The 21,770-nt window shown below is 69.0% G+C and carries 19 protein-coding genes and 1 pseudogene; 11 read left to right on the forward strand and 9 right to left on the reverse strand.

Annotation, left to right across the window (positions count from 1 at the left end):
- Positions 1-752, reverse strand: a pseudogene (locus ABZ464_RS47615) (protein phosphatase); the annotation flags it as partial.
- Between the two features lie 164 nt (positions 753-916).
- A complete protein-coding gene (locus tag ABZ464_RS47620; RefSeq protein ID WP_359288368.1) occupies positions 917-2,329 on the reverse strand; it encodes a hypothetical protein in 1,413 nt (470 codons plus the stop codon).
- A 187-nt stretch (positions 2,330-2,516) separates the two neighbouring features.
- Here ABZ464_RS47620 and ABZ464_RS47625 point away from each other — a divergent pair, with 187 nt between their 5' ends.
- From ABZ464_RS47625 to ABZ464_RS47635, 3 genes are read left to right on the forward strand one after another with little or no spacing between them, the layout of a single operon-like run.
- A complete protein-coding gene (locus tag ABZ464_RS47625) occupies positions 2,517-3,719 on the forward strand; it encodes a hypothetical protein (protein WP_359288370.1) in 1,203 nt (400 codons plus the stop codon).
- Positions 3,720-3,744: 25 nt separating this feature from the next.
- Positions 3,745-4,752: a phosphotransferase gene (locus ABZ464_RS47630; RefSeq protein ID WP_359288372.1), complete on the forward strand. Its 1,008-nt coding sequence runs from the start codon at positions 3,745-3,747 to the stop codon at positions 4,750-4,752.
- Positions 4,749-5,078, forward strand: coding sequence for a hypothetical protein (locus ABZ464_RS47635; protein WP_359288374.1), 330 nt, complete (start codon positions 4,749-4,751; stop codon positions 5,076-5,078). The genes ABZ464_RS47630 and ABZ464_RS47635 overlap by 4 nt, the downstream gene beginning before the upstream one ends.
- Here the strand turns inward: ABZ464_RS47635 and ABZ464_RS47640 are convergent.
- Genes ABZ464_RS47640 through ABZ464_RS47655 form a run of 4 tightly spaced genes read right to left on the reverse strand, consistent with a single transcriptional unit; the run spans position 5,056 to position 8,875 of the window.
- On the reverse strand, positions 5,056-5,829 hold the full coding sequence (locus tag ABZ464_RS47640) for a succinate dehydrogenase/fumarate reductase iron-sulfur subunit (protein ID WP_359288376.1): 774 nt from the start codon (positions 5,827-5,829) through the stop codon (positions 5,056-5,058). The genes ABZ464_RS47635 and ABZ464_RS47640 overlap by 23 nt on opposite strands.
- Positions 5,826-7,706 (reverse strand): fumarate reductase/succinate dehydrogenase flavoprotein subunit, encoded by a 1,881-nt coding sequence (locus ABZ464_RS47645; protein ID WP_359288378.1) that lies wholly within the window; start codon positions 7,704-7,706, stop codon positions 5,826-5,828. Before ABZ464_RS47645 ends, ABZ464_RS47640 begins: the two co-directional genes overlap by 4 nt.
- Complete coding sequence (locus tag ABZ464_RS47650; protein WP_359288380.1) at positions 7,706-8,539, reverse strand: hypothetical protein; 834 nt, start codon at positions 8,537-8,539, stop codon at positions 7,706-7,708. Before ABZ464_RS47650 ends, ABZ464_RS47645 begins: the two co-directional genes overlap by 1 nt.
- Before the next feature lie 36 nt (positions 8,540-8,575).
- A complete protein-coding gene (locus ABZ464_RS47655) occupies positions 8,576-8,875 on the reverse strand; it encodes a hypothetical protein (protein ID WP_055635500.1) in 300 nt (99 codons plus the stop codon).
- 295 nt (positions 8,876-9,170) lie between these two features.
- On the opposite strand from ABZ464_RS47655, the gene ABZ464_RS47660 reads away from it, so the two are divergent.
- Complete coding sequence (locus tag ABZ464_RS47660) at positions 9,171-11,399, forward strand: ABC transporter family substrate-binding protein (protein WP_359288382.1); 2,229 nt, start codon at positions 9,171-9,173, stop codon at positions 11,397-11,399.
- A 79-nt stretch (positions 11,400-11,478) separates the two neighbouring features.
- Here ABZ464_RS47660 and typA read toward each other — a convergent pair whose 3' ends face one another.
- The gene (gene typA / locus ABZ464_RS47665; protein WP_359288384.1) at positions 11,479-13,386 is read right to left on the reverse strand and encodes a translational GTPase TypA; all 1,908 of its coding nucleotides are present in this window, start codon (positions 13,384-13,386) and stop codon (positions 11,479-11,481) included.
- Positions 13,387-13,678: 292 nt separating this feature from the next.
- Between typA and ABZ464_RS47670 the strand changes: the two genes are divergently transcribed.
- The 7 genes from ABZ464_RS47670 to ABZ464_RS47700 all read left to right on the forward strand — a co-directional run bounded on the left by ABZ464_RS47670 (position 13,679) and on the right by ABZ464_RS47700 (position 21,146).
- Positions 13,679-14,269: a hypothetical protein gene (locus tag ABZ464_RS47670; RefSeq protein ID WP_359288386.1), complete on the forward strand. Its 591-nt coding sequence runs from the start codon at positions 13,679-13,681 to the stop codon at positions 14,267-14,269.
- Between the two features lie 592 nt (positions 14,270-14,861).
- The gene (locus ABZ464_RS47675) at positions 14,862-16,493 is read left to right on the forward strand and encodes an ABC transporter substrate-binding protein (protein ID WP_359288388.1); all 1,632 of its coding nucleotides are present in this window, start codon (positions 14,862-14,864) and stop codon (positions 16,491-16,493) included.
- A gap of 132 nt (positions 16,494-16,625) precedes the next feature.
- Positions 16,626-17,555: an ABC transporter permease gene (locus tag ABZ464_RS47680; protein WP_359288390.1), complete on the forward strand. Its 930-nt coding sequence runs from the start codon at positions 16,626-16,628 to the stop codon at positions 17,553-17,555.
- A complete protein-coding gene (locus ABZ464_RS47685) occupies positions 17,548-18,489 on the forward strand; it encodes an ABC transporter permease (RefSeq protein WP_359288392.1) in 942 nt (313 codons plus the stop codon). The genes ABZ464_RS47680 and ABZ464_RS47685 overlap by 8 nt, the downstream gene beginning before the upstream one ends.
- Before the next feature lie 11 nt (positions 18,490-18,500).
- The gene (locus tag ABZ464_RS47690) at positions 18,501-19,553 is read left to right on the forward strand and encodes an ABC transporter ATP-binding protein (protein ID WP_359288394.1); all 1,053 of its coding nucleotides are present in this window, start codon (positions 18,501-18,503) and stop codon (positions 19,551-19,553) included.
- Positions 19,546-20,691, forward strand: coding sequence for a dipeptide ABC transporter ATP-binding protein (locus tag ABZ464_RS47695; RefSeq protein ID WP_359288396.1), 1,146 nt, complete (start codon positions 19,546-19,548; stop codon positions 20,689-20,691). Before ABZ464_RS47690 ends, ABZ464_RS47695 begins: the two co-directional genes overlap by 8 nt.
- 68 nt (positions 20,692-20,759) lie before the next feature.
- Positions 20,760-21,146: a VOC family protein gene (locus ABZ464_RS47700; RefSeq protein ID WP_359288398.1), complete on the forward strand. Its 387-nt coding sequence runs from the start codon at positions 20,760-20,762 to the stop codon at positions 21,144-21,146.
- Positions 21,147-21,164: 18 nt separating this feature from the next.
- Here ABZ464_RS47700 and ABZ464_RS47705 read toward each other — a convergent pair whose 3' ends face one another.
- A complete protein-coding gene (locus ABZ464_RS47705; RefSeq protein ID WP_359288400.1) occupies positions 21,165-21,419 on the reverse strand; it encodes a Txe/YoeB family addiction module toxin in 255 nt (84 codons plus the stop codon).
- Complete coding sequence (locus ABZ464_RS47710) at positions 21,416-21,697, reverse strand: type II toxin-antitoxin system prevent-host-death family antitoxin (RefSeq protein ID WP_359288402.1); 282 nt, start codon at positions 21,695-21,697, stop codon at positions 21,416-21,418. The genes ABZ464_RS47705 and ABZ464_RS47710 overlap by 4 nt, the downstream gene beginning before the upstream one ends.
- Positions 21,698-21,770: the final 73 nt, after the last annotated feature.

Raw genomic sequence — 21,770 nt, forward strand, 5'->3', positions numbered from 1 at the left:
AGCGCGAGACCGGTCGCGAGCTGCGCGAGGCCCTTCCACGCCTGGCCCATCGCGTCCCAGCCGCCGAAGCCGACCAGCGTGCCCAGGCCCTTGATGGTGCCCCAGATGCCGTCCACGATCAGGCCGTCCCAGACGAAGGACTTCACCCAGTGGCCGACCTCGTACCAGTGGTGCTTCTCCTCCACCGGGTCACCCCAGGGAAGCTTCGCGTTCTTCAAATCCTCGGCGTTGAAGCCGTACTGGTCCTTACGGTCCGAGCCGTCGCCCGCCACCATCTGGGTCCCGCCCCAGATCCCCGTGATCTTGTTGTGGCAGGTCCGCTCCGCCGCCCAGAACGCGGCCACCGTCGCCGTGATGTCGTCCCGCAGCTGGTTGTGCTCGTCGACCTTGTCCTCGTCGTACTCCCACTCGTCGTCGTCCTTCACCGACGCGACGAACGTGGTCGCCTTCGTCTTCAGCTCCAGCAGCTTCGAGACGAGGGGGCGGATCTCCGTCGCATACGACGACAGGGCGGACGACACCGTCTCCAGGTCCGTCGCGAAATCGTCCGCCCTGGTCTTCACCGGCTTCGTCGTCGCGAACAGCTGCTCCGCCTCCGGCGCGCGATAGAACGCCGACAGACCCTGGAACCGGGCGTCCACATCACTGCCCGTGGTCCGGACGTTCCCCGCGTCCTTCTTCAACGCGGCATGATCCAGCTCCAGTTGGAACAGATCGCCGGTGAACTGCGGAATCTCCTCCGGCTTGATCACGCCTCTCACACCCCCGTGTGTCCGACCTGTCCCGCCGATAACTCGCGACAAGAATCAGATCATCATATAAAGGGGGCTGACGCAGCCTCGGGACCGTCACCAGTTCGCTACAACTGCCACCGATTTTCCCGCACTTGGAAGCGGTTCAAGGTCCCGCTGGAGTACTAGAGCCCGCCAAAGCCCGTCGGCGGGTGTTCGCCGTGCTCGGCGGAGGTCTCTCCCGGGAGGATCCCGCCGAGGACCGCCCCGGCGGAGCCGTCCGTCTGCGGCTGTCCGATCGGTGCGGCGGACGCCGGATTGCCCTGCAACCGCACATCCCGCTCCGCCAGTTCCCTTGCCTCCAGCGCCAGTTCGTCCGCCCGCTCCGCATCCGCCGGCGCTCCGCCCGCGAGCAGGCGCCGCGCCTCCGCCAGCCGGGTGCGGGCGGCGGCGCCCACCGCACCCCGGTGCGTGGTGACGAAGTCGTCCGCGGCGGCGGTCGCGGCGCGGGCCACGGACAGCGCGGCGGCCGGCAGCACCCCGGCCCGCCCCGAGGCGAGCGGCGCGGTCGCCCGTACGATCCGGCGCAGGGCGCCCAGGGGGTCGTACGGCCGGTTCGACGTCACCTCCTGGCGTACGGAGGCCAGGACGGCGTCGGCGTTGAGGAGCCGGGGATGCGGCTCGTCCTCGCGGAAGGTGTGCCGGCGTACCGTCGACAGTTCCGCCTCCGCGCCGGTGAGCGCCGCCGGGACGGTCTCCTCGGCGTCCCGCAGTTCGGCGGCCGTGCGGTCGACGCCCTCGACGAAGACGGCCGCCTGGGCCACGGCGGCCTCGGCGGCGTTCAGTTGGAGGGTCGCGGCCTCCGTGCGGCCGGAGAAGAGTTCCTGGCGGGCGAGGTTGAGCCTGGAGGTCGCGAACAGCAGCCGGTCCTTGGCCTGTTCGACCGCGCCGGTGACGGCGGAGGTGGCGGTGGGGGCGTACCGCGTCGAGAGGGCGGTGAGGAGGGTCTGGGCCGCGGCGGTGTGGCCGGTCAGGTCACGGAAGCGGGCCTCCGCGTAGGGGAGGGCCCGGTCCGGGTCCCGCAGACGGCTGAAGTCCTGCGCCACGGCGTCCAGTCGGCGGCCGGCCTCCTCGCACCGGCCGATCATCCCCGCGAGCGCGTGCCGCCGGGGCGCCTCCTCCTCCGGTACGCCCTCGTCGTACCGCTGCCGCATCCGGAAGGCGGCGGCCAGTTCGCCCTCGGCCTCGCTCAGCGCACGCGTGAACGGCGTGACGGCCGCCGACCCGAGGAGCCCCCGCACGAAGCCGAGTTCGGCGCGGGCCACGCGGAGTCGGTCGTCGGCGCGGACCAGGGCCGCACACGCCTCCGCGTCCGGCCCGGCGAGCGACGGCTCCGCACTCACGGCCGGGGGGCCGGTCACCCCGCCGGGGGTCGTCCGCTCGCGTGCCCGCCGCACCCGGCGTATGTAGCCGTACGCCGCGACCGCGCCCACCGCGCCGACCGCGACCAGGGGCAGGATGAGATCCGCGACGGACGTCTCGTCGTCCTCGGCCGTCTGTGGTCGCGGGGGGTCCCGTGTCACGGCCACCGCGCTCACGACCGGCCGCGGCTCCTTGATCGCAACCGGCGGATCGCCTCCCGGCGTCATCCCCGGCAACACCAGCCACACGACCCCGGCCGCACCGCCCAGCACGGCATGCGCCACCCGCACGGGTATGTGCGATCTGGCACGCCGGCGGCCTCGATGCATGGATGACGTCACATTTCGGAGCGTATGGCCGTGAATGCGGCCACGCGAGCGGGATACACCCGAGGCGGGGCCGGTGGGACGGGGGACCACGGAAGGGGGAACGGGGATGGACACCGAGGCACCTCAGGGGGAGGAAGAGCGCCGCCGGGAGGAGGAAGCGCGGGCGCAAGCACCGGCGGAAGCGCAAGCGCAAGCACCGGCGCAAGCTCAAGCGCCGGCACCCGTGAAGCCCCGGCGCCGCCGTCGGCGCCTCGTCCTCGTCCTCGCCGTCGTCCTGCTTCTCCTCTCCCCGGTCCTCGTCTCCCAGGCCGCCCTCGGCATCAACTACCTCGGCGACCCGGCCGACGGCACCCGCACCAGAGGCAAGGACGCCTTCTGGCTGGGGCACGCCTGGGTCGACGGGCGGAAGGGCGACGCCGACGTCGAGGCGCTCGCCGAGCGGCTGCGCGGCACCGGGATCCATGACCTGTACGTCCACGCCGGTCCCCTCGAACACGACGGGACGCTGCCCGCCTCCGCCTACCCGAGGGCGGCCTGGTTCATCGCCGCTCTGCACCGGGAGGCGCCCGGTGTGCGGGTGCAGGCCTGGCTGGGGGACAGGCTCGCCAGTGAGAGCCCGGACGGCATGCGGCTGGAGCGGGCGGCGACCCGGGCCGCCGTCGTGCGGTCCACCCGCGAGATCCTCGCCGCCGGTTTCGAGGGCGCCCACTTCGACCTGGAGCCCCTGCACTCGGGTGACCGGAACTACCTCGCCCTCCTCGACGCGCTCCACGAGGTCACCGGCTCACGCGACGTCCCACTCTCCGTCGCCGCCCACCAGATCGACCCCGTCCCCGGCTTCCACTCCTTCTGGGGCGCGACCACCGGCCACCCCAAGTGGTGGTCCCAGCGGTTCTTCGGGCAGGTGGCCCGCCGGGTCGACCAGATCGCCGTGATGTCGTACGACACCATGCAGCCGCTGGAGAGCACGTACGGCGGTTACGTCGCCCAGCAGACCTCCCTCGCCCTGGAGGTCACCCCGTCCTCCACCGACCTGCTGATGGGGCTGCCCTTCTACCGGGAGAACCGCTTCGGTCACTGGGCGCACGCCGAGACCGTCGCCGCCGCCGTCCGGGGCGTGCGGCTCGGACTGTCCCGGACCGACGCCGACCGCGCGAACTTCGGGGTGGCGGCGTACGTGGACTTCACGGCGACGGAGACGGACTGGGCGGCGTACGAAAACGGCTGGGGCCGGTGAGTCCATGCGGGCCACACTGGACCCGGTGACCCGCAGACGACAGCACCTCACCGCCGCCGACCTCGCCCCCCTCGCCCGCGCCGCCTCCGGCGGCCATCGCACGCTCGCCGGCGCCACCCGGCTGACCGGCGGCAGCAAGAAGGGCGCCTACCGGCTGACGTACGACGACGACTCGACGGCGATCGCCTATGTCTGGTCGCCCGAGGAGGACTACTGGGACCACGGGAGCCGCACCCCGGCCCCCGACCCACGCCGCCCCTTCTCGCCCGCCACCAGCCTCGACCTCTTCACCGCCGCCCACGACCGGCTGACGGCCGCCGGGGTCCGCACCCCCCGCCTGCTGCTCGCCGACCGCACCGGCCGGCACCTCCCGGCGGACGCGGCCGTCGTGGAGGACGTAAGCGGCGGCAGCCTGGAGGAGGCGCTGGCGCGGGAGCCGGAGACGGCGGCCGCGGTCCTCGAGCGGCTGGCCGGGGAGCTGCGCGCACTGCACGCCTGCCGGGGACCCCGGTACGGGAAGGTGGCCGTCGTCGACGCGGGCGGCAGCTCGCACGGCACCTCGTGCGTCGACGTCGTCCTCGACGGCGCCCTGCGCGACGCGGCCGAGGCCGCCCGGCGGGATCCCCGGCTCGGCGCGATCGGCGAGGGGATCGACGAGCGCGTCCGGACGCTCGCCGCCGCCGTCCGGCCGCGCGACCGGCACACCCTGATCCACGGCGAACTCGGGCCCGACCACGTCCTGGTGACCCCGGCGGGCGCACCGGTGCTCATCGACATCGAGGGCCTGATGTACTTCGACGTCGAGCACGAACACGTCTTCCTCGCGCTGCGCTTCGGCCGGCACTACGAGGTCCTGCGCCGACCCGGGTCCGAACTCGACGAGGACCGGCTGGCGTTCTACCGGCTGGCCATGCATCTCTCCCTCGTCGCGGGCCCGTTGCGCCTGCTCGACGGCGATTTCCCAAATCCCGGCCCGATGCGCGCCATCGCCGAGTCAAATCTCTTGCAGGTGCTCGTGATCCTGGGATCATGACCGCCATGTTCGCGGTTCTGATGGGCGTCGGCATGGTCTGCGTGGCGGGCATGGCGGTGATCGGCCTGGTGGCCGTCACCACGGGGTGGACCCCTCGGTTCACCGGCATCGAGGAGCGGCCGCGGCTGTGGGGGGTCGGCGTGCTGCTCAGCGCGTTCGGACTGACGGCCTTCCTGTTCCTCGGCCCGCTGAACAGCACGCCCCACCTGCACCGCAACCTTCCGCTCGTCGGCATGGGGCTGAACCTGGCGGGCCTGGCGCTCCAGTCGTACGCCCGGCGCCCGGGGCCCCTGCCCCGGCCGTCTACGAGGACGAGCGCCTCCTGATCTTCGACCCCAGCCACACCAGCGGGTCGTACTTGCGGTCGACCGCCCGTTCTTTCAGCGGGATCAGCGCGTTGTCGGTGATCTTGATGCCTTCGGGGCAGACCTCCGTGCAGCACTTGGTGATGTTGCAGTAGCCGAGGCCGTGTTCGTCCTGGGCCGTCTTCCTGCGGTCCAGGCCGCTCTCCTCCGCTGCGTCCAGGGGGTGCATGTCCAGCTCGGCCACCCGCATCAGGAAGCGCGGGCCGGCGAAGGCCGTCTTGTTCTCCTCGTGGTCGCGCACCACATGGCAGGTGTCCTGGCACAGGAAGCACTCGATGCACTTGCGGAACTCCTGCGACCGGTCCACGTCCTCCTGGAACATCCGGTACTCGCCCGGCCCGACCCCCTCGGGCGGCACGAACGCCGGGACCTCGCGCGCCTTGTGGTAGTTGAAGCCGACGTCCGTCACCAGGTCGCGGACCACCGGGAAGGCGCGCAGGGGGGTCACGGTGATGGTCTCGGCCCGGTCGAACACCGACATGCGGGTCATGCACAGCAGCCGGGGCCGCCCGTTGATCTCCGCCGAGCACGAACCGCACTTGCCCGCCTTGCAGTTCCAGCGGACGGCGAGATCGGGGGCCTGGGTGGCCTGGAGGCGGTGGATGATGTCCAGCACCACCTCGCCGTCGTTGACCTCGACCGCGAAGTCCTGCAGACCCCCGCCGCCCACATCACCCCGCCACACCTTGAAGCGGGCCTCGTAGCTGCTCACTCGTACAGCTCCTCTTCGGCGAGGTACTTGACCAGCTCCTCCTTCTCGAACAGGGCGAGCAGGTCCGGGCGGATGGGATCGGTGGTCTCCCGGGTGAGGGCGACGCCGGTCACGTCGTCGGTGAGCCGGCACAGCAGGTTGACGTTGCGCCAGGTCCGTTCCATCGCCGGGTGGTCCTCACGGGTGTGGCCGCCGCGCGACTCGGTGCGCTCCAGGGCGGCACGGGCCACGCACTCGCTGACCAGCAGCATGTTCCGCAGGTCCAGGGCGAGATGCCAGCCCGGGTTGAACTGGCGGTGGCCCTCGACCCCGGCGCGCGCGGCCCGTACCCGCAGCTCCGCGAGCCGCTCCAGGGCCTGTTCCATCTCGCCCTGCCGGCGGATGATGCCCACCAGGTCGTTCATGGCCTGCTGGAGTTCGTGATGGAGGGTGTACGGGTTCTCGGCGGAGTCGCCGGAGAACGGCCGCAGGGCCTCCTCCTCGGCCACCGCGAGGTCCGCGTCGTGCACGGGGGGCCGTACGTCCGCCCCCGCCGCGTACTCTGCCGCGTGCAGCCCGGCCCGGCGGCCGAAGACCAGCAGGTCGGACAGGGAGTTCCCGCCGAGCCGGTTGGAGCCGTGCATCCCGCCGGCCACCTCACCGGCCGCGAACAGCCCCGGTACGCCACGGGCGGCGGCGGTGTCGGAGTCGACCGCGATGCCGCCCATGACGTAGTGGCAGGTCGGCCCGACCTCCATGGCCTCGGCGGTGATGTCGACGTCGGCCAGCTCCTTGAACTGGTGGTACATCGACGGCAGCCGGCGCTTGATCGTCTCGGCGGGCATCCGGGTGGAGACGTCGAGGAAGACACCGCCGTGCGGGGAGCCCCGGCCCGCCTTCACCTCGGCGTTGATGGCCCGGGCCACCTCGTCGCGGGGGAGGAGTTCCGGTGGGCGCCGGTTGTGGTCCGGGTCCTCGTACCAGCGGTCGCCCTCCTCCTCCGACTCGGCGTACTTCTCCTTGAAGACGTCCGGGACGTAGTCGAACATGAACCGCTTGCCCTCGGAGTTCCTGAGCACCCCGCCGTCGCCGCGCACCGACTCGGTGACCAGGATGCCCTTCACCGACGGCGGCCAGACCATGCCGGTGGGGTGGAACTGCACGAACTCCATGTTCAGCAGGGGCGCGCCCGCGAGCAGCGCCAGCGCGTGGCCGTCGCCCGTGTACTCCCACGAGTTCGACGTCACCTTGAAGGACTTGCCGATCCCGCCGGTGGCGATCACCACGGCCGGCGCCTCCAGGACGAAGAAACGGCCGGTCTCCCGTTCGTAGGCGAAGACCCCGCTGACCCGCGAGCCGTCCTTCAGGACCCGGGTCACCGTGCACTCCTGGAAGACCTTCAGCCGGGACTCGTAGTCGCCGGTCTCGCGGAAGTCCTCCTGCTGGAGCGCGACGATCTTCTGCTGGAGCGTGCGGATCAGCTCCAGGCCGGTGCGGTCGCCGACGTGCGCGAGGCGCGGGTACTCGTGGCCGCCGAAGTTGCGCTGGGAGATCCGCCCGTCCTTCGTACGGTCGAACAGGGCGCCCCAGGTCTCCAGCTCCCACACCCGGTCCGGGGCCTCCTGCGCGTGCAGCTCGGCCATCCGCCACTGGTTGAGGAACTTGCCGCCGCGCATGGTGTCGCGGAAGTGGACCTGCCAGTTGTCGTGCTCGTTGGCGTTGGCCATCGCGGCCGCGATGCCGCCCTCGGCCATCACGGTGTGCGCCTTGCCGAACAGCGACTTGCAGATCACGGCCGTACGGGCGCCGCGCTCCCGGGCCTCGACGGCGGCGCGCAGCCCGGCGCCACCGGCGCCCACGACCACGACGTCCCACTGCTGCCGGTCGACCACGCTCATCAGAAGAACCTCGGATCGTCGAAAGCGCCGGATGCGACCAGGTACACGTAGAAGTCGGCGACCGCCACGCTCACCAGCGACGCCCAGGCGAGCAGCATGTGCCGGGCGTTGAGCCGGCCGACGAACTGCCACGCCCTGTACCGCACCGGATGCCGGGAGAAGTGCTTGAGCTTGCCGCCCACGATGTGCCGGCAGGAGTGGCAGGAGATCGTGTACGCCCAGATCAGGGTGATGTTGACCAGGAAGACCAGGGTGCCGAGGCCCATGTGGCCCCAGCGGTAGTGCTCGTCGCGGAAGGAGAGCACGGTGTCGTAGGTCAGGATCCCGGCGACGACGATCGCGGCGTAGAAGAAGTACCGGTGGATGTTCTGCAGGATCAGCGGGAAGCGGGTCTCACCGGTGTACTTCGTGTGCGGCTCGGCCACCGCGCAGGCCGGGGGCGAGGCCCAGAAGCCCCGGTAGTAGGCCTTGCGGTAGTAGTAGCAGGTCAGGCGGAAGCCCAGCGGGAAGATCAGGATGATGATCGCGGGCGAGATGCCCCACCAGCCGCCGAAGATCTCCGCGTTGGGCCCGGCGTGCATGGGCTTGCAGTTCTCCGCCAGACAGGGGGAGTAGAACGGCGAGACGTACGGCGCCGCGTAGTAGTCGGCGTTCGCGAAGGCCCGCCAGGTCGAGTAGGCGATGAACGCCAGCAGACCGGCGGCGGTGGCGGCGGGCGCCAGCCACCAGCGGTCGGTCCGCAGATGGGGGGCGGCGATCGCGGCGCGTCCGGCGCCGCGTACGCCGCCCGGGGGATGGGGTTCCGTGGAGGGAGGTTCCGTACCAGTGGCCAACGCAGGACTCCGGTCGGTGTCGGGTCGGAGGGGGTCTCAGGGGGCGTGCCGGTCCCGGGCGCCGAGTCCCTCGTCGTCCGTGTCGATCCACAGGGAGTCGTCGTAGGGGGTGTCCGGGATGGTGAGGAGCTGCTGCTTCTGCGGGACCGGCGGGGCCGTGGGGCCCGAGGCGGTCTCACGCAGCAGCGCGACGCTCTCCCGGAGGTGGTCGGCGTCGGCGCGGACGCGGCGCATCTCCAGGCCGCCGCTGCCGAGCTGCTGCTCCAGACGGCCGACGGACCGTGAGAGGTCGTCGAGACAGCGCTGGACCGTAGTCAGGTCGTCGTGCACGGACATGACGTGACCTCGCTTCCGTGGGCGGCTGTGCCCTGGACGGCAACGTTCATGTGCGCCTGCGAGTGTTGCGCGTCACACCTGTCGATGTGAAGGCGTGTGCAGCGATTGGCGGATGCGGAGGGCGTGCATTGCTCCGCACGAGTGGGGCTGCGAGCCCCCGCCGCCGTGTCGCCCCCGGCAGGCGAACCCTTTCCTCTTCAGTGAGCCGTAGACCAGACCGTAGATCTGATCAACTCCAAAATACCGCCAAATGTGATCAGAACGCACCGGAAGCGGCTCCCCGGAGGTACCAGAGATGTCGAAGCCCTACGACGGCGTCGGACTGCGCGCGGTCATGCGCTCGGTCGCCTTCCTCGCGGCGGGTGTGCTCGCGGTGCCGCTGCTGGCCGGCTGCGGCGACAGCGACGAGGCCGGAAAGCCGCTGGCCCGCCAGGACGTCGCCCCGGCCGCCCGGGCCATGGTCGCCGACGGGGGCACGCTGCACTGGGCGGTGGACGCGGTCCCGGAGACCTTCAACACCTTCCAGTCGGACGCCGACGCCACGACGACCCGGGTGGCCCAGGCCGTCCTGCCGTCGATGTACCGGATCGACGCGAACGGACGGGCCCGGCGCAACCCCGACTACCTGGAGTCCGCGAAGGTCGTCGACACCGAGCCCAAGCAGGTCGTGCTGTACAAGCTGAACCAGCAGGCGGTGTGGAGCGACGGCCGGGAGATCGGCGCCGCGGACTTCGCCGCCCAGTGGCGCGCCCTGTCCGGCAAGGACAGCGCGTACTGGACCGCGCGCAACGCCGGCTACGACCGCATCGAGAAGATCGAGCGCGGCGACGACGACCTCGAGGTCCGGGTCACCTTCGCCCGCCCCTACTCCGACTGGCAGTCGCTGTTCTCGCCGCTGTACCCGAAGGACGTCATGGGCACGCCCACCTCGTTCAACGACGGGGCGCGGCGCACGCTGAAGGTGACGGCCGGTCCGTTCCTGGTGAAGAAGGTCGACCGCAAGAAGGCCCAGGTCCGGCTCACCCGCAACCCGCGCTGGTGGGGGGAGCCGGCCAAGCTCTCCGAGATCCAGCTCACGGCCGTGCCCCGCACGGAGCGGGCCGCCGCACTGGCCGCCGGGAAGATCGAGCTGGCCGAGATCGACGCCGCCGACGCACAGCGCATCGAGGGCGCGGCCAGGGGATCGGCGGCCGGGCCGCTCGCCGGACCCGGCGCCGGGCGCACCGCCGCGAAGACCCTGCGCTCCTGGGCGCTCGCGCACGGCTCCGACGAGGAGACGGCGGAGCACGAGACACAGGCCCGCGCGAAGCTGCGCAAGGCGATCGCGAAGTGGGAGCGCCAGCAGAAGGCGCTGAAGGACTTCGAGGTACGGCGCTCCCTGGAGCCGGCGTACACCCAGCTGGCGCTCAACGGCGCGGACGGGCCGCTCGCGGACGAGCGGGTGCGGCGGGCCGTGGCCCGGGCGCTGGACCGCAAGGTCCTGGCCGAGCTGGTGCTCAGGCCGCTGGGGCTGCCCGCGGTGCCGGTCGGCAGCCATCTCGCGCTCTCCGGGCAGGAGGCGTACGCCGACAACAGCGGGGCGCTCGGCGGCCAGGACACGGCGGAGGCGCAGGCGCTGCTCACGGACGCCGGGTGGGTGGCCGGGGGGCCGGTCAAGGAGGAGAAGAAGGGCGAGAAGGCGGCGGGGGCGAAGGGCGAGAAGGAGGCCGCCGGCGAGAAGGGCGAGAAGGAAGAGGCCGGCGAGGAAGATTCCGGGGACGAGGGGTCCGACGACGAGAAGTCGCAGGGCGGCTCCGAGGGGGCGTACATCGTCGGGGAGGACGACAAGGGCCACGACGCGGACGACCGGCAGCTCGCGCAGGAGGGCACCCGGTACAAGCACCAGCGGCAGGGCGCCCCCGGCGCCTACGCCCCCAAGGGCACCCGCGCCCCGGCGGAAGCCGCCGCCGGGGCGCTGGCCAAGGACGGCAAGGCGCTGTCGCTGCGGTTCGTGGTGCCGTCCGGGGCGGGCTCGGAGCCGCTGCGCACGGTCGCCGCGCGGATCACGAAGATGCTGGGCAAGGTCGGCATCCGCACGGAGACCGTCAAGGTCCCGGACGAGAGCTACTTCAAGGACCACATCGCCTCCGGCGAGTACGACCTCGCGCTCTACTCCTGGCCCGCGACCGCGTTCCCGGCCACCGACGCCCGCCCGATCTACGCCAAGCCCGTGCCGGCCGCCGACGGCTCGCTGAGCGTCGAGCAGAACTACACCCGCGTCGGCACCGACCAGGTCGACCAGCTCTTCGACCGCGCGATCACCACCCTGGACGCCGACGAGGAGCGCTCCCTGATCCGCAAGGCGGACTCCCGTATCTGGGCGGCGGCCGCCTCGATCCCCCTCTACCAGCGCCCCCAGCTCACCGCCGCCCGCAAGAACGTCGTCAACGCGGGCGCCTTCGGCTTCCAGACGCCGGTGTACGAGGACATGGGCTTCCTGAAGCAGGGTGTGACACCGGTTCCGAGCACATCGTCGGGATCCTGACTCCGCCCCGGCCTCGCCCACGAGAAAGGCTGACGCCCGTGCCGTGTGGCACGGGCGTCACACTGTTGCTCGACCGGGGTCAGCCGTGCTTGGCGCGGCTCGCGGTACGGGCGCGCTCGCGGGCGTCCAGGACCACCTTGCGGATGCGGACGGCCTCCGGGGTCACCTCGACGCACTCGTCGTCACGGCAGAACTCCAGCGACTGCTCCAGGGAGAGCTTGCGCGGCGGCACGATGGCCTCGAACGAGTCGGCCGAGGACGACCGCATGTTCGTGAGCTTCTTCTCCTTGGTGATGTTGACGTCCATGTCGTCGGAGCGGGAGTTCTCACCGACGATCATGCCCTCGTACACCTCGGTGCCGGGGTCCGTGAACAGCACGCCGCGCTCCTGGAGGTTCGTCATCGCGAAGGCGGTGACGGAACCGGAGCGGTCGGCGACCAGGGAGCCGTTGTTACGGGTCTGCAGGACGCCGAACCAGGGCTCGTGGCCCTCGTGGATGGAGTGCCCGATGCCCGTGCCGCGGGTCTGCGTCAGGAACTCGGTACGGAAGCCGATGAGACCGCGGGACGGCACGACGAACTCCATGCGGACCCAGCCCGAGCCGTGGTTGGACATGTTGTCCATCCGGCCCTTGCGGACGCCCATGAGCTGCGTGACCGCGCCCATGTGCTCCTCGGGCACGTCGATCGTCATGCGCTCGACCGGCTCGTACGTCTTGCCGTCGACCTCCTTCGTGACGACCTGCGGCTTGCCGATGGTCAGCTCGAAGCCCTCACGGCGCATCTGCTCGACCAGGATGGCGAGCGCCAGCTCACCACGGCCCTGGACCTCCCAGGCGTCCGGACGCTCGGTGTCGAGCACCCGCAGGGAGACGTTGCCGATCAGCTCGCGGTCGAGGCGGTCCTTGACCTGGCGGGCGGTGACCTTGCGGTCCTTGACGGCGGCCTTCGCGTCGGCGCCCTTGCCGGAGCCGCCGCGACCGACCATCGGCGAGGTGTTCGTACCGATGACCATCGAGATCGCCGGCTCGTCGACCGTGATCAGCGGCAGCGGGATCGGGTTCTCGGTGTCGGCGAGGGTCTCACCGATCATGATGTCCGAGATACCGGCGACGGCGCAGATGTCGCCCGGGCCGGCCTTCTCGGCGGGCTTGCGGGTGAGCGCCTCGGTCATCAGCAGCTCGGTGATGCGCACGTTCGCCATCGTGCCGTCACGCTTGATCCAGGTGACGGTCTGGCCCTTGCGCAGCTCGCCCTGCTCGACGCGGAGCAGCGCGATACGGCCGAGGAAGTTGTCGGCGTCCAGGTTGGTGACGTGCGCCTGGAGCGGGGCCGCCTCGTCGTACTCCGGGGCCGGGACGTGGGAGAGGATTGTGGAGAAGAACGGCTCCAGGCTGTCGCTGTCGGCCGGGACGGTGCCGTCCTCCGGCTTGGTCAGCGAGGCCACGCCGTCCCGCGCGCACGCGTAGACGATCGGGAACTCGATCTGGTCCTCGTCGGCGTCCAGGTCGAGGAAGAGGTCGTAGGTCTCGTTGACGACCTCGTCGATGCGCGAGTCCGGGCGGTCCGTCTTGTTGATGCACAGGATGACGGGCAGGCGCTGCTGGAGCGCCTTGCGGAGCACGAACCGGGTCTGCGGCAGCGGGCCCTCGGAGGCGTCGACGAGCAGCACCACCGCGTCCACCATCGACAGACCGCGCTCGACCTCGCCACCGAAGTCGGCGTGGCCCGGGGTGTCGATGATGTTGATGGTGATGACGTCGCCGCCATCCTTCGGGTGGTATTTCACGGCCGTGTTCTTGGCCAGGATCGTGATGCCCTTCTCACGCTCCAGGTCGTTCGAGTCCATCATTCGGTCGTCGAGCGACTCGGCCGCGTGCGCCGCGAAGGCACCGGCCTGCTTCAGCATGGCGTCGACGAGGGTCGTCTTGCCGTGGTCGACGTGGGCGACGATGGCGACGTTGCGGATGTCGTGGCGCGTGGCCATAAAGCGGCGTTCTCCCGGAGTGTGAGGAAGGCCCGTCGTCCGTGTACGTCTGTGTGACGCGGGCCCTGCCGGGCTTGACATGCCACGGCCTCACCCCATGGTACGGGGCATTGCGGGGGAAGGCCTCCGGGGTCACCCGGCAGTCACCGGTTCTTCCCTCAGATTTCCCTCAAGTCCCTTGAGGGCCTGTAATTACGAGGGAGTAGTTTGTCCTGGCTCCGTCAAGTACGGCGGGGCAACGGGGTGCGGGCTCTGTACATGCGGGGCGCGCATGAGGAAACGGGGAACACCAGTGAACAAGAAGTTCATGTCGATAGCGGCTGCCACCGGCCTGGCCACGGCCTCGATCGTGGTGCTTGGCCCGGTGAGCGCGGCCAACGCAGTGCCGACTGTGTGCGAGCCGGGTTACAAGAGCGCCACCTGGACCAACCTGAGCAGCGGGTGGATCGTCACCCACGCGAAGCAGATCAACATCCCGGCAAGCAGCACGGGGACGTACACGAAGACGGCGACCTACCGCAAGACGGTCACGTCCGGGCGCGAGGTCACCGCCGGAGGCAGCTACTCGGCCAGCTGGGTGATCTCCAGCATGGACGCCCATGTCTCCGGGACCCTGACCAAGGCCGGTGAGAAGACCAAGGAGACGAGCGAGTCGGTCACCTACAACTTCAACAAGCCGGGCGCGTACGTGGTCTTCAGTGGCGTCAAGAAGGCCTCCGGCTACTACAAGGCCAAGACCTGCAACGCCCGGGGCACGGGCTGGACGAAGGTCGGCTACGGCAAGGCGCACAGCTGGAACATCCAGGCCGAGGGTGCGGTCAAGTGCACCGAGAGGCCGGCGAGCGGCACTGTCAAGCTCGCGGCCAAGCGGGGCTACTGCTGACCCAACTCCCTTGCCATAAGCGGTGACTGCGGCCGGGCCTCTCTGTGGAGGTCCGGCCGCGGCCGTGCCCGGGTCCGGGTTGGCGGGCAGAGATGGTCAGGAGCACGCAGGGTTTTCCCTATGAAGTCTTTGTGGGGGGTCGACTCGATCGCTCCTGCGGCGCCGTGCCGCTAGGGTTGCTGAAATGTGCGGGCGCCTGGGCAGGGTCCGTCACCATTTGTTCCCTCCCTGTGTCGAGAGATCACCTCCACGGGTCGAGCGCAACTAGTTTTTCGTCGAGACCGTCCGCTATACGGACAGTCAGTGTCGATACTTGTGTAACAAGTCCGTTTCGCAGGGATCTTTCTGCAAACTGTTTGTCCGGATTTTGGAAGAAGTAGGTGGCAGGTGTGATCGAACCGAGACCTTAGGGGTGTGGCTCGGGCATGTCCCATGGCAGATAGTTAGGCGCGTAGAGCTCGGATGAACGGGGCGCGCTGCTGGCGGCACCGACTCACGAGCAAGGGGGCACCTGACTGTTTCAGGCACCGGTGACGGTGGTGTCATGTGCTCCCCCATGTGGTGAACCAATGGACTCATGAGGAGGAGCCCCATGCGTGGTGCCAAGAGCGCCAAGTGGGTTGCGATAGCCGCGGTTGTGGCGCTGGGTGCGACGGCCTGTGGAGGTGGGGGCGACAGCTCGGGCAACGAGGGCTCGGGGAAGGTCGACCCCAACGGGGTCTTCAGCTACCAGAGCAACGAGCCGCAGCACCCCATTCAGCCGGCCAACGTCATGGAAACCGGTGGTGGCCACATCACCGACGCCCTCTTCAGCGGTCTCGCCGACTACAACCCGAAGACGGGCGCCCTCGAGAACCTCGTTGCCGAGTCCATCACCCAGGACGACGCCAGCCACTACACCATCAAGGTCAAGCAGGGCTGGACCTTCCACAACGGCGAGAAGGTCACCGCGCACTCCTTCGTCGACGCGTGGAACTGGGGCGCAGACTCGAAGAACGCTCAGCAGAACGCCTCGTGGTTCGCGGACATCAAGGGCTACACCGACGTTCACCCGGAAAAGGGTGACCCGAAGACCGACAAGATGTCCGGTCTGACGACCCCCGACGACTACACGATCAAGGTCGAGCTGGCCAACCCCGCTCCGTACTGGACCTACAAGCTGGGCTACAGCGCCTTCTACCCGCTGCCCAAGGTCTTCTACACGAACCCGAAGAAGTACGGCGAGGAGCCCATCGGCAACGGCCCGTACGAGTTCGTCAAGTGGAACCACAACCAGAACTTCCTGACGAAGACCTACGCCAAGTACGCGGGCCAGAAGCCGAAGAACGGCGGCATCAACTTCAAGTTCTACACGACCTCCGAGGCCGCGTACCAGGACGCCGTGTCCAACAACCTGGACGTCCTCGACCAGGTCGCGCCGAGCGACATGGCCAAGTACCACCAGGACCTCGGCAAGCGCGCCGTTGACGCTCCCCAGAACGCGATCCAGACGATCGCCGTCGCCGAGTACGCTCCGACGATCAAGGGCCTGAAGGACCGAGGCAAGTTCATCAAGGGCCTGTCGATGGCCATCGACAGGAAGACGATCACCGAGAAGGTGCTTGCCGGTTCGCGCACGCCCGCGACGGGCTTCGTACCGCCGGCCGTCAAGGGCTACCTCGCCGACGCCTGTGGTGAGGCCTGCACGTACGACCCGGCCAAGGCCAAGCAGCTGGTGACGGAGGCGGGCGGTGCCAACGCGTCGATCACCGTCCTCTACAACGCCGACGGCGGCCACAAGGAATGGGTGACGGCGGTCTGCGCCAACATCACCCAGAACACGGGCGTCAAGTGCGAGGGCGACGCGAAGGCGGACTTCAAGACCGCGCTGGACGTCCGTACCAAGAAGAAGGTCCAGAGCCTCTACCGCTCGGGCTGGGTGCAGGACTACCCGCTGAACGCCAACTTCCTCAAGGACCTCTACGGCAGCACTGCGGCCGGCAACGAGGGCGGCTACTCGAACAAGACGTTCGACGAGCTCGCAGCAAAGGCCGACAAGGCCGCCACGCTCGATGAGTCGGTGAAGCTGTACCAGGACGCCGAGAAGGCCCTGTACGACGACATGCCGGCCATCCCGCTCTGGTACTACAAGACGAACGCCGGCTACTCGGCCAACGTCAAGAACGTCAGCTACGACACCTTCGGCAAGCCGGTGTATGCCGACGTCGAGGTGTTCAAGAAGTAAAGGCCGCAACGGTCGATCCACTGGGCGCCCGCGTTTCACCGCGGGCGCCCACCGTTCGCGAGTGGCGCCTGTCCGGAAAGCCCTACGAGGAGCGGCGGGGCGACCACCACAGCGGCTGACAATGGAGGCTCGATGGGGCGCTATGTCGCGAGGCGACTGCTCCAGATGATCCCGGTGTTCTTCGGGACCACTCTGCTCATCTTTCTGATGGTGTACTCCCTGCCCGGCGACCCAGTCCGGGCGTTGTGGGGCGACAGACCTGCGGATCCGCAGGCGATGGCGCGCCTCCGGCACGAGTACTGGTTCGACCGACCGGTGCTCGCGCAGTACTGGCACTACATCAGCAACGTTTTCTCAGGGAACTTCGGCACCAGCTTCGTGACCGGCCGCAAGGTCCTGGATGTCATGTCCGAGGTCTTCCCGGTGACCATCCGGCTGGCCTTGGTCGCCTTCACCATTGAAATCGTGGTCGGTATCTCCCTGGGCCTCCTCTCCGGCCTCAACCGCGGTCGGCTCTCAGACAAGTTCGTGCTTGCGGTCACCCTGCTGCTGACGTCCATTCCGATCTTCGTTCTGGGCTATGTCTTCCAGACGGTGTTCGGCAACCAGCTGGGCTGGGTGACCCCCACCGTCCAGGACTCCAACGACATCTCGCAGCTGGTGCTGCCCGGCATCGTGCTGGGATCCCTGTCCTTCGCATACATCGCCCGGCTGAGCCGTACCTCGATCGCGGAGAACATCCGCGCCGATTACGTTCGCACCGCGGTGGCCAAGGGACTTCCTCGCCGCCGTGTGATCGGTGTCCACCTGTTGCGCAACTCGTTGATTCCAGTCGTCACCTTCCTCGGTACCGACCTGGGCGCCCTGATGGGCGGCGCCATCGTCACCGAGGGCATCTTCAATGTGCATGGAATCGGCAACGAGCTCTACCGGTCGATCAACCAGTCGGACAACGCCATGGTCGTCGGCATCGTCACCGTGCTGGTGATCGTCTACCTGGTGTCCAGTCTCGCAGTCGACCTGCTGTACGCCGTTCTTGACCCGAGGATCCGTTATGCCTGAGGCTCTCAAGTCCAAGACTGCGGAGGACGGCGCCGTCGAGACGGTTCCCGCTGTGACCGCCGAGCTGGACAAACCGCGCAGCCTCTGGTCCGACGCCTGGAGCGATCTGAGGCGCAACCCCGTCTTCGTCGTGTCCTCGGCGCTCATCCTGCTGCTGGTGGCCATCGCGATCGCTCCGGGCCTGTTCACCGGAACAGATCCGAAGTACGCCGACCTCGCCAACCATTACCTGGGGAAGCCGCAGTTCACCCACTTCTTCCAGGCGGACTGGTTCGGATACGACGGCCAGGGCCGCAGCATCTACGCCCGCGTCGTCTACGGCGCGCGCGCCTCGATCATCGTCGGTATCTGCACGACGCTCGGTGTTGCCGTCCTCGGCAGTCTCTTCGGCATGATCGCGGGGTATTACGGCGGCTGGGTGGACTCCCTGCTGTCACGTCTGACGGACGTGTTCTTCGGCATTCCTCTGCTGCTCGGTTCGATCGTCGTCCTCAACTCGTTCACGCACCGCACCGTGTGGTCCGTGGTGGTCGCGCTCGTGTTCCTGGGCTGGACACAGATCGCACGCGTCATGCGTGGATCCGTGATCACGGTCAAGGAGCAGGACTTCGTGCAGGCGGCACGGGCACTCGGCGCCGGAACGTGGCGGATCATGCTCCGGCACATCCTTCCGAACGCGCTCGCCCCCGTCATCGTGGTCTCCACCATCGCGCTGGGCGGCTACATCGCGACTGAGGCGACCCTGTCCTTCCTCGGCATCGGCCTTCCGGACAGCGCGGTTTCCTGGGGCAATGACATTTCGTCTGGACAGACGGTCATCCGTACCGCACCCCATGTCTTGTTCTACCCCAGTGCGGTGCTGAGCATCACGGTGCTCGCGTTCATCATGCTCGGCGACGCGGTCCGCGACGCCCTCGACCCGAAGCTGCGCTGAGGGAGGCGTACGTGACCATCATCGAAGACACAGCCGCGGTACCGGCGCCCCGCGAGGGCGACGACGGGCCGCTGCTCGAAGTACGTGACCTGCACGTCGAGTTCCACACCCGGGAGGGTGTGGCCAAGGCGGTCAACGGCGTCAACTACAGCGTCAAAGCCGGCGAGACCCTCGCCGTCCTCGGCGAGTCCGGCTCCGGCAAGTCCGTGACCGCGCAGGCGATCATGGGCATCCTCGACATGCCGCCGGCCCGGATCCCGCAGGGCGAGATCCTCTTCCGCGGCCAGGACATGCTGAAGATGTCCGCCGAGGAGCGCCGGCGCATCCGCGGCCGGCGGATCGCCATGATCTTCCAGGACGCGCTCAGCTCGCTCAATCCCGTGCTCTCCGTCGGCTACCAGCTCGGCGAGATGTTCCGGGTGCACCAGGGCCTCTCCAAGAAGGAGGCCCGGGCCAAGTCGATCGAGCTGATGGACAAGGTCAAGATCCCGGCCGCCGCGGCCCGGGTGAGTGACTACCCCCACCAGTTCTCCGGCGGTATGCGTCAGCGCATCATGATCGCCATGGCGATGGCCCTGGAGCCGGACCTGATCATCGCCGACGAGCCCACCACGGCCCTCGACGTGACGGTCCAGGCCCAGGTCATGGATCTGCTCGCAGAGCTCCAGCGCGAGTACAACATGGGTCTGATCCTGATCACCCACGACCTCGGCGTGGTCGCCGACGTCGCGGACAAGATCGCGGTGATGTACGCGGGCCGGATCGTGGAGCGTGCCCCCGTGCACGAGCTCTACAAGCGTCCCGCGCACCCCTACACGCGCGGTCTGCTGGACTCGATCCCGCGCCTGGACCAGAAGGGCCAGGAGCTGTTCGCGATCAAGGGTCTGCCGCCCAACCTGCTGCGGATCCCCACCGGCTGCGCCTTCAACCCGCGCTGCCCCAAGGCGCAGGACATCTGCCGCACGGACATCCCGGCGCTGGTGCCGGTGACCGAGCAGGACGGGACCGAACTGGTCGGCCGGGGTTCGGCGTGCCACTTCTGGAAGGAGACGATCCATGGCTGAGCTCAGCAAGAACGACGAGCAGGAGACCACGCCGAACGTCTCCGAGGTGGAGACCGCCGACGTCCACTCCGAGTCGGAGGCGGTCGCCGCGATCGAGGCGCCGGTGGACCGCGGTGAGCCGATCCTCCAGGTGCGCAACCTGGTGAAGCACTTCCCGCTCACCCAGGGCATCCTGTTCAAGAAGCAGATCGGCGCGGTCAAGGCCGTCGACGGGGTCTCCTTCGACCTGTACCAGGGCGAGACCCTGGGCATCGTGGGCGAGTCCGGCTGCGGCAAGTCCACGGTCGCCAAGCTGCTGATGAACCTGGAGCGGGCCACCGCCGGCGAGATCTTCTACAAGGGCCAGGACATCACCAAGCTGTCCGGTCGCGCCCTGAAGGCGGTCCGCCGCAACATCCAGATGGTGTTCCAGGACCCGTACACCTCGCTCAACCCGAGGATGACGGTCGGTGACATCATCGGCGAGCCCTTCGACATCCACCCGGAGGTGGCCCCCAAGGGCGACCGGCGCCGGAAGGTCCAGGAGCTCCTGGACGTCGTGGGTCTCAACCCGGAGTACATCAACCGCTACCCGCACCAGTTCTCGGGCGGTCAGCGCCAGCGCATCGGCATCGCCCGCGGCCTGGCCCTCAACCCCGAGATCATCATCTGCGACGAGCCGGTCTCCGCGCTGGACGTGTCCGTCCAGGCCCAGGTCATCAACCTGATGGAGCGACTGCAGGACGAGTTCAACCTCTCCTACATCTTCATCGCGCACGACCTGTCGATCGTCCGGCACATCTCGGACCGGGTCGGGGTCATGTACCTCGGCAAGATCGCCGAGATCGGCTCCGACGAGCAGATCTACGACCACCCGACGCACCCCTACACCCAGGCGCTGCTGTCGGCGGTCCCGGTGCCGGACCCGGAGGCCCGTGAGGGCCGCGACCGGATCATCCTCACCGGTGACGTCCCCTCGCCGGCGAACCCGCCGTCCGGCTGCCGCTTCCGCACCCGGTGCTGGAAGGCGCAGGACAAGTGCTCGACCGAGGTCCCGGTGCTCGCCGTACCGGAGCGCTTCCGGGGCGAGGACACCCCGGCGGCCCATGAGTCGGCCTGCCACTTCGCCGAGGAGAAGGACGTCGTGCACGCGGCGTGACGAACCCACGAAGCCCGGCACCTCACGCGGAGGTGCCGGGCTTTCGTGCTGTCCCGGAAAGGACGCCGATGCTTCATCACATCGAACTGTGGGTCCCGGACCTGGCCAGAGCGGTCCACGAGTGGGGCTGGCTGCTGGGGAGGCTCGGCTACGAGCCGTACCAGGAGTGGGACCGCGGCCGCAGCTGGCGCCAGGGCACGCTCTACGTCGTGGTCGAGGAGTCCCCCGCACTGCGCGCGGCCACCGGCCACGACCGGCTGCGCCCGGGCCTCAACCACCTGGCGTTCCACGCCGGAAGCCGGGCGCAGGTCGACGCGCTGGCCCGCGAGGCCCCGTCCCACGGCTGGACCCCGCTCTTCCCGGACCGCTACCCGCACGCGGGCGGCCCGGACCACTACGCCGCCTATCTGGAGAACACTGACGGATTCGAGACCGAGCTGGTCGCCGGTGTCTGAGTGCCGCTGTGGACACCGTCAGTAGTGGTACCGGGCGGCGAGGATGACGATCTCCTGGTCCGTCACCAGGTAGACGAGCCGGTGCTCGTCGTCGATCCGCCGAGACCATGCGCCGGGCAGATGGTACTTGAGCGGTTCGGGCTTGCCGATCCCCGTGAAGGGGTCCCGCCTGATGTCCTCGATCAGCCTGTTGATCCGGGCGAGCATCTTGCGGTCGTTCTTGAGCCAGGACGTGTAGTCCTCCCAGCCCTGATCCTCGAAGACAAGCCTCACTCGACACCCGCTGCGGGGTCTGCCGCATCCGGATCGATCAGCTCGCGCTCCGACACATTGATGTGAGCCAGCGCGTTCTCGTACGCCTTGAGCAGCCGCCGCGCATTCGCCGGAGAGCGCAGCAGGTACGACCCCTCGCGCAACGCCGCGTAGTCCTCGGCGGAGACGAGTACGGCGTTGCCGTGCTTCGAGACGATCTCGATGGCCTCGTGGTCGTCGTTGACCTTCTTGATCAGAGGGAAGAGAGCCTTGCGGGCCTCGCTCGCGGTTATCGACATCGACTGACCCCCAGTGAATGAGTGGTACCTAATAACGTACCACTGGAGGTGCTGTGGAGTCGGGCTGAACGGG

It is taken from the genome of Streptomyces sp. NPDC005820 (assembly GCF_040630255.1).
GTDB lineage: Bacteria > Actinomycetota > Actinomycetes > Streptomycetales > Streptomycetaceae > Streptomyces.